Below are 7,048 nucleotides of genomic sequence, written 5' to 3'. Positions count from 1 at the left end.
GATAAAATAGCTCAAAGTTATCTTTATAAACACATCTTAACTGCATATCTTGAAAGATCGGATTTTGTTAATTTAATATCCAAAAAAATCTGCATGAAATTAATTATGCAGATTCTAGATTTAAATAACTGAATAAATGTTTATATTAATCCGGCTCGTTTAAGCAAAGCTGTAGGATCTGGTTCCTTACCTCTAAACTTCTTGTAAAGTTTCATAGGTTCAATTGTTCCTCCCTTCTGCAAAATATTTGTCTTATACTTCTCCGATATAGAGTTATCAAATATTCCTTTCTCCTTGAATAGTTCAAAAGCATCAGCATCTAGAACTTCTGCCCATTTATATGAATAATAGCCAGAACTATATCCACCTTGAAAAATATGTCCAAAAGCTGTGCTCATGCAATTATTATCTATTTCTTGTAAAAGTTCAGTGGATTGAAATGCTTTGGCTTCGTGTGCTTTTACATTTGTTATTGCTTCAGTGCTATGAATAGTATGCCAAGCCATATCCAATTTACCAAAACTAATTTGTCTTGTAGTTTGTAAACCTTCCATGAAATTGGATGATTTCTTTATTTTTTCAATATACTCGATAGGTAAAATTTCGTTGGTTTCATAATGTTTTGCGAAAAGCTCTAATGCTTTTTCTTCATAACACCAATTTTCCATTAACTGACTTGGAAGTTCTACAAAGTCCCAGTATACAGAAGCTCCAGACAATGATGGATATATTGTATTTGCGTTCATCGCGTGAAGCGCGTGACCAAATTCATGAAATAGAGTTGTTACTTCATTGAATGTTAAGAGTGAGGGTTTATTCTTTGTAGGCTTTGTAAAATTACAAACTATCGACACCTGAGGTCTTTCTTCAATCTTCTCGTAATTCGATTGATCTTTATAAGTAGTCATCCAAGCACCATCTCTTTTTCCTGCTCTTGGATGAAAATCTGCATATAATGTCGCTAAATATTTATCTTCTTCATAAACTTTATATGTAACTACATCTTTGTGGTATACCTCTAAAGTGTCATCTTTTTTAAAACTTAGATTAAACAATTTTGAGGTAATATCAAACATTCCTTTAATTACCTGGTTTAATTCAAAATAAGGCTTTAAAGTTTCTTCATCCAGATCAAATGTTTTTTGCTTTAGTTTCTCTGTATAATAGGCTTTATCCCACTTCTGAAAATCATTGAGATTATCACTTTCTAAGGCAAAAGCCTTTAGTTCTTCAATTTCTTTTTTAGCCACAGGTAAAGATTTGTCAAGTATATCATCGAGAAATGTTTCTACATTATCAATACTTTTTGCCATCCTTTCTTCAAGAACAAAGTTAGCATGAGATTCAAAACCTAAAAGTTGAGCTCTTTCTAATCTAAGCTTCACGATCTCCAAAACGTTTTGCTCATTGTTAAACTCATTATCCTTAAAAGCTTTAGATCCAAATCCTAAAAACATCTGTTTTCTTAGGTTTCTATTTTTCGAAAACTTCATCACAGGTATGTAGGTAGGGAAATCTAATGTAAGAATATAACCTTCTTTACCTTTTTCCTTGGCAATTTCTTGGGCTGATTCTCTTACAGTTTCAGGTATACCTTCTAATTCATTTTCATTAGAAATGTGTAGTTGAAAATTATTGGTTTCAGCTAGAACATTTTCTCCAAATTTTAAAGAAGTCAGGGATAATAATTTATCAATTTCTCTTAAACGAGCTTGCTTCTCCGTATCTAAATTAGCTCCGTTCCTTGTAAAATTTTTATAAATCTTTTCAAGTAACATGATCTGCTCTCCACTTAAGTCAAGATTTGATCGATCATCATAAACTTTTTTAATCTTTTCAAATAATTCTTTATTCAATAGTAAGTCATTATTGAATTCACTTAATAAAGGAGATATTTCCTGTGCTAATTTTTGAATTTCAGGATTTGTTTCAGCAGAATTCAGATTAAAAAAAATGCTAGCAATTCTGCCCAATTGATTTCCTGAAAACTCCAAAGCTTCAATTGTATTCTTAAAAGAAGGTGATTCAGAATTAGCTACTATCAAGTCAATCTCTTCTCTAGCGTCTTTTAAACTTTTTTCAAAAGCAGGTTTGAAATGCTTTGTTTCTATTTTAGAAAATGGGGGATGATCAAATTTTTCTTGTAAAGGGTTTACTTCTACCATAAATATATTTTAGTTTAACTTTTTTCTTCTTTATTGAAGTAGACTAGATAATAAAACATTTGTCGGTCTTCATCCCATCCTTTTTCGATGAACTTTTCTGCACTGTCACCACTCACAAAGTCCATTTTAATTTGAATATTAGTATCCAGGTTGATTACACTTTTAATTTTCTTTCTAGCTGCAGTGACAGCTGTATTTGATATTGGAAAATCAGAGAGGTCTTCTACTTTATATTTTGGAGCCTTTTCTGTCTTGTAGTTTTGAAATTCAGGTTCTAGAGCTGGATTTTCAAGTACATCATTTAAGAAATTTTGCTCATTGAAATTGTCATTGGAAGCAAAGTGGTTCATAGCTTTATTCATGAATAGAACTTCCTGTTGTTTGTCTTCAGCTGGAAGCACAACGTCTTTTGCAAAATTCTCACAGAATTTTAAATATTTCTTGGTGTAGAAGTTTTCATCTTCAAAAAAGTCAACCTGAAGAAATTGCTCCAGCCAATATTTGGTGTCATATTTATTGGAATCAACAGATAATATCTTGTAACCGTTTTCTTTTTCAGTATTAAAAATCAAAGCACCTTTATCCAATTTATTCAGATAAACACCTTGTTGTAGAATAAGGTCAAGGTTGTTTTGTTTCTCTTCAAACTGAAGAAAATCGTGTTTTAATTCAGATTTGAAAATCCCAACAGCTGACACTTTCTCATTGTCAATGAGCATATTTTCAAAATAAACGACATATACTTCACCACCTTTAATATGCTGATGTTTGGATTCTTCAAAAAGTAAGCGTGTTATTTTCTTCGAAATTTCATGACTTTCCAACGGATTATTAAAAATATCTGTTGCCAGATTATATAGTTGATGAAATTCCAAATCTGTGTCGTGTACGAAATGATAGTAGTTTTCTTCTTTATCTCTAAACGACTTCAGGAAATATTCTTTTATAAGTGGCTTTAATTCATCAGAGAGCTCGTGAGCTTCTTCAGAAATGAATAATGACTCATTCCGGCTTTTGTTTCCAACGCGGTGAATGGACATGCTCTCAATTTGAGCACTGAATAAATTTATCATATGTTGAGTATGTGTTTACCTATTTGTGATACTGTATTATGCTTAATTCCAATTTTCATCAAAATCGAAATCATCTAAATTTTCAAATTCAATGTCATCATTGCTATCGTCATCAAAATCGTCTAATTCTTCAGCTTCAAATTTCTTTTCGGGAGGCGATTCAGGCAATTGACCTTGAGCAAACATAAGATTTGGGTAATCTTGACCATCTTCAGGTTCAGCAATATCTGCCAATTCAACATAAAATGTCCACATACTGAAAAAGTCATAGACATAAATCATTTTGGTCTTTTCTCTTGAGAATACCGAATCCAAACTGGTTTCATTCATCATATTTACATCGCCTTGTCCATCACTCATGTCGAAAAGCAGGTATTCTTCACCTTGATTCCAGTCTTCATCACTTTTGTAGAAAGAAGCCATTTCGGTACCATCAAATCCAAATGCCTGAGCAATTGAATTGTGTAGGTCTTCGAGGGTGGAATCCTCTCTTATTTCAATATCTCTTATTACGTCATCTAAAGTATCAAAGACAACTCTATATTTATAAATCATAATTTTTACGTTTTCGAAATTAATTTCGCTTCAAAACTTTGCATTAAAATATAAAATTGAATTCCAAATAGCAAAGCTGCAAATACTAAATGTAAAGGTTGAGTAAGGAACGGGAAATCTAAATAAAACATGGCAATTCCGGTTAAGATCTCGATGATTAAAATGAACATCATCCAGTTTGTAAGTTGAAAACCTAGACTTCTCTTTTTATTTAACCACCATATCCCAAGGTTGACAAGTAAAACTAAAATGGAAAATGACCTGTGTGCATAAAAAACCAGAGTTGGATTTTCTAACCATTCACTTTTATTGGAATATCCTACTAAATCAACTTGTTCATCTACAAATTGTCTGACTTGAGTTCCCATTGTCACTTGTATTAAGCTAAGTATAGTGGCAAATACCAGAAGATTTCTGAATGTGAATGTGCTTTTCAAGCTCGTGTTTTCTTCTGAAGATAATTTTAAGATATAAATAAGAAGCGCAACCAATAGCAAGGCTACAAGCATGTGAATTGTAATTCTCACAGGAGATAAAACTGAATACACAACTGTGGCACCAAGCCAAGCCTGGAAAAGCAACAAGACTAAGCATAAAATAGAAAGTAAAGTCAATTTCTTATTCTTCTTCCATTGTCCAAAGGAACTGATGGTCATGATCAAAATTGCAATACCGGATAGGGCGCCAAGTAGTCTGTTAAGATATTCAATCCAGGTGTGAGCGGCATTAAACTCTGCGTAATCATGCTTATCATAATTATTCCAATGGGTCTGTTCAAAATTATCTGATGAAGTAAAAGCTTCTTTAGCTATTTTTAGCGATTCGTCAACAATGATAACCTGACCCTTAAAATACTCATGATCTGGAGCCCATTCTAGCTGGCTTTCTTCTGTTGGAGGGATGTAGTATCCAAAACACTTTGGCCAATCTGGACAGCCCATACCACTTCCAGTCATTCTCACTACAGCTCCTGCGATTATGACAAGATATATAATGATAATCGAAGCTTTTATAGATTTTCTAAACACTATTTTTGATTTTGCGCAAAGGTAATTTATATCCACTAGTTGGACTACTCATTATAAATTTTACAAGTTTATTTTGGGAGGGTTTTGATAAATATTAAGAGTGCTGTCTAAAGCCGTAGGATTCACCTTCTTTAAGCATGAATTCAAAAGCTGCATCATATTCATTGGGAATAATTCCATCCAGAATGGCTTCTTTTATTTTTGATTTAATGTCACCAACAGCCTGACAAGGTTCAATGTTGAAGGTTTCCATAATTTCAGTACCAGAAACAGGGGGTTGGAAATTCCTAACTTTGTCTCGTTCTTCAACTTCTTGAATTCTATCCCGAACCAGTTTAAAATTGTTGTGGTATTTTGTGTAGCGTTTTGGATTTTTGGTAGTGATATCAGCCTCACAAAGCGTCATTAAGTCTTCCAGGTGTTCACCTGTGTCATGAACAAGCCTTCTTACTGCAGAATCTGTAACGTCCTCATCAACAATAGCAATTGGTCTGGAACTGAGCAAAACAAGCTTTTGAACAAACTTCATTTTGTCATTCAAAGGCATTTTCAATCGTTTGAAAATTTGATAAACCATTTTTGAACCTTTGAATTCATGGCCATGAAATGTCCAACCGATCTTCTTGTGAAAACGTTTTGTAGGCGCTTTTCCTACATCGTGCAACAGGGCAGCCCAGCGTAACCAAAGATCGTTGGTTTCTTTAGAAATATTATCAACCACTTCTAGAGTGTGCCAAAAATTATCTTTGTGCTTTTGTCCATCGATTTCATCTATACCTTCAAGATTTGTAAGCTCCGGCAGTATTCTTTTAAGCAAATCGGTATCATGAAGTAATTTTAAACCAATAGATGGCTTTTCTGATTCTAAAATTTTATTCAACTCGGTAACGATGCGTTCCTTGCTAACGATGTCTATCCTTGAAGCATTTTCTTGAATAGCTTTCAAAGATTGAGGTTCAATTACAAAGTTGAGTTGAGAAGAAAAGCGAATAGCTCTCAACATTCTCAAAGGATCATCAGAATAAGTCACTTCCGGATCCAGTGGTGTTTTAATCAGTTGTGTTTTTAGATCTTCAAGACCGTTGAATGGGTCTAAGAGCCTTCCGAAATGCGCTTTATTCAACTGAAGTGCTAGCGCATTAATTGTAAAATCCCTTCTATTTTGGTCGTCCTCTAAAGTGCCGTCTTCAACTTCTGGATTTCTACTATCTTCTGCATAGGATTCTTTTCTAGCTCCAACAAATTCAACTTCCAGGTCAAACACCTTTAGCATGGCCGTGCCATAAGTCTTGAAAACTTTAACGGGTGGTTTTCCAGGAAGTTTTCCAGATACTTTTTTGGCGAGTTCTATACCACTACCTACAGCAACTACATCTATGTCTTGAGCCTTTCCTCTTTTCAAAAAAAAGTCTCTTACGAAACCACCTATAGCATATGCTTCTATATCTAGTTCGTCGGCAGCTTCAGAAAGGAAATTGAATATTTTATGTTGTAAAGCTTCTTGGTAATAAATATCAGACATGTTATTTGCGAATCACTTCAACCTTCCCATCAAGGTCTAATTTGATGATAGTCGATGGTTTTTTATTTTTGTTGGATTGGTGCAAATTTACGACATAGTCTACGCCTTTTAAAATATCTTCTGAGATTTCAAAAAAGTTAGCAGGTGTTTTTTGTCCGCTGATATTGGCTGAAGTAGAAACTATAGGTTTTTTATATTTTCTTACCAGCTCTTTGGCAAAAATATCATTGACAACCCGGATGGCTAATGTGTCATCATCTGCAATAAGATTTGTAGCTACTCTTATTGGATTTTGATAAATAATCGTAGTGGGCTTATCGGCATATTTAAGGATATCATAAGCCACTTCTGGTATTTCTTCAACAAACTGGTTTAACATTTTGAAATCTGAAACAAGGCATATTAATGACTTGTCATTAGACCTCTGCTTTAATTTATAAATTTTATCAATAGCTTCTGCATTGGTTGCATCGCAGCCAATTCCCCATACCGTATCAGTAGGGTAGAGAATAAGTCCACCTCTTTTAAGAGTTTGAATGCAGTCTTGTATAGTTTCTTTTTGATCTTTCATTTTATTAATTGAATTATTTTTTTCAAATTCCTGTGAACAGATTGATTGACAGAACTTAAATGGCGAATATCACTTTAAGTAAAAGAATTTATGCAAATGTAGTATCGATTCAGCTTATTTATAAATCGTTATCA

General features: G+C 33.4%; 6 protein-coding genes. All 6 read right to left on the bottom strand.

What is annotated here, in order from left to right:
- Positions 1–140: 140 nt before the first annotated feature.
- Complete coding sequence (locus LB449_RS10760; protein ID WP_224455111.1) at positions 141–2,165, bottom strand: M3 family metallopeptidase; 2,025 nt, start codon at positions 2,163–2,165, stop codon at positions 141–143.
- Between the two features lie 14 nt (positions 2,166–2,179).
- Positions 2,180–3,238, bottom strand: a complete 1,059-nt coding sequence (locus tag LB449_RS10755; RefSeq protein ID WP_224455110.1) for a nucleoid-associated protein — start codon at positions 3,236–3,238, stop codon at positions 2,180–2,182.
- Between the two features lie 42 nt (positions 3,239–3,280).
- Complete coding sequence (locus tag LB449_RS10750) at positions 3,281–3,793, bottom strand: plasmid pRiA4b ORF-3 family protein (protein WP_224455109.1); 513 nt, start codon at positions 3,791–3,793, stop codon at positions 3,281–3,283.
- 5 nt (positions 3,794–3,798) lie between these two features.
- Positions 3,799–4,821 (bottom strand): COX15/CtaA family protein, encoded by a 1,023-nt coding sequence (locus LB449_RS10745; protein ID WP_224455108.1) that lies wholly within the window; start codon positions 4,819–4,821, stop codon positions 3,799–3,801.
- Positions 4,822–4,915: 94 nt separating this feature from the next.
- Complete coding sequence (locus tag LB449_RS10740; protein WP_224455107.1) at positions 4,916–6,343, bottom strand: CCA tRNA nucleotidyltransferase; 1,428 nt, start codon at positions 6,341–6,343, stop codon at positions 4,916–4,918.
- A 1-nt stretch (position 6,344) separates the two neighbouring features.
- Positions 6,345–6,914, bottom strand: a complete 570-nt coding sequence (locus LB449_RS10735; protein WP_224455106.1) for an L-threonylcarbamoyladenylate synthase — start codon at positions 6,912–6,914, stop codon at positions 6,345–6,347.
- Positions 6,915–7,048 lie beyond the last annotated feature (134 nt).

The sequence above is a fragment of the Psychroflexus lacisalsi genome, from assembly GCF_020164495.1.
Lineage (GTDB): Bacteria > Bacteroidota > Bacteroidia > Flavobacteriales > Flavobacteriaceae > Psychroflexus > Psychroflexus lacisalsi.
Note: the sequence above shows the minus strand (reverse complement) of the source record. Positions and strands in the feature narration are given on the sequence as shown.

What these genes read in the sequence shown, in the direction of transcription:
- LB449_RS10755 (WP_224455110.1), bottom strand. Translation starts at nt 3,238, where the DNA reads ATGATAAATTTATTCAGTGCTCAAATTGAGAGCATGTCCATTCACCGC.
- LB449_RS10750 (WP_224455109.1), bottom strand. Translation starts at nt 3,793, where the DNA reads ATGATTTATAAATATAGAGTTGTCTTTGATACTTTAGATGACGTAATA.
- LB449_RS10735 (WP_224455106.1), bottom strand. Translation starts at nt 6,914, where the DNA reads ATGAAAGATCAAAAAGAAACTATACAAGACTGCATTCAAACTCTTAAA.
- LB449_RS10740 (WP_224455107.1), bottom strand. Translation starts at nt 6,343, where the DNA reads ATGTCTGATATTTATTACCAAGAAGCTTTACAACATAAAATATTCAAT.
- LB449_RS10760 (WP_224455111.1), bottom strand. Translation starts at nt 2,165, where the DNA reads ATGGTAGAAGTAAACCCTTTACAAGAAAAATTTGATCATCCCCCATTT.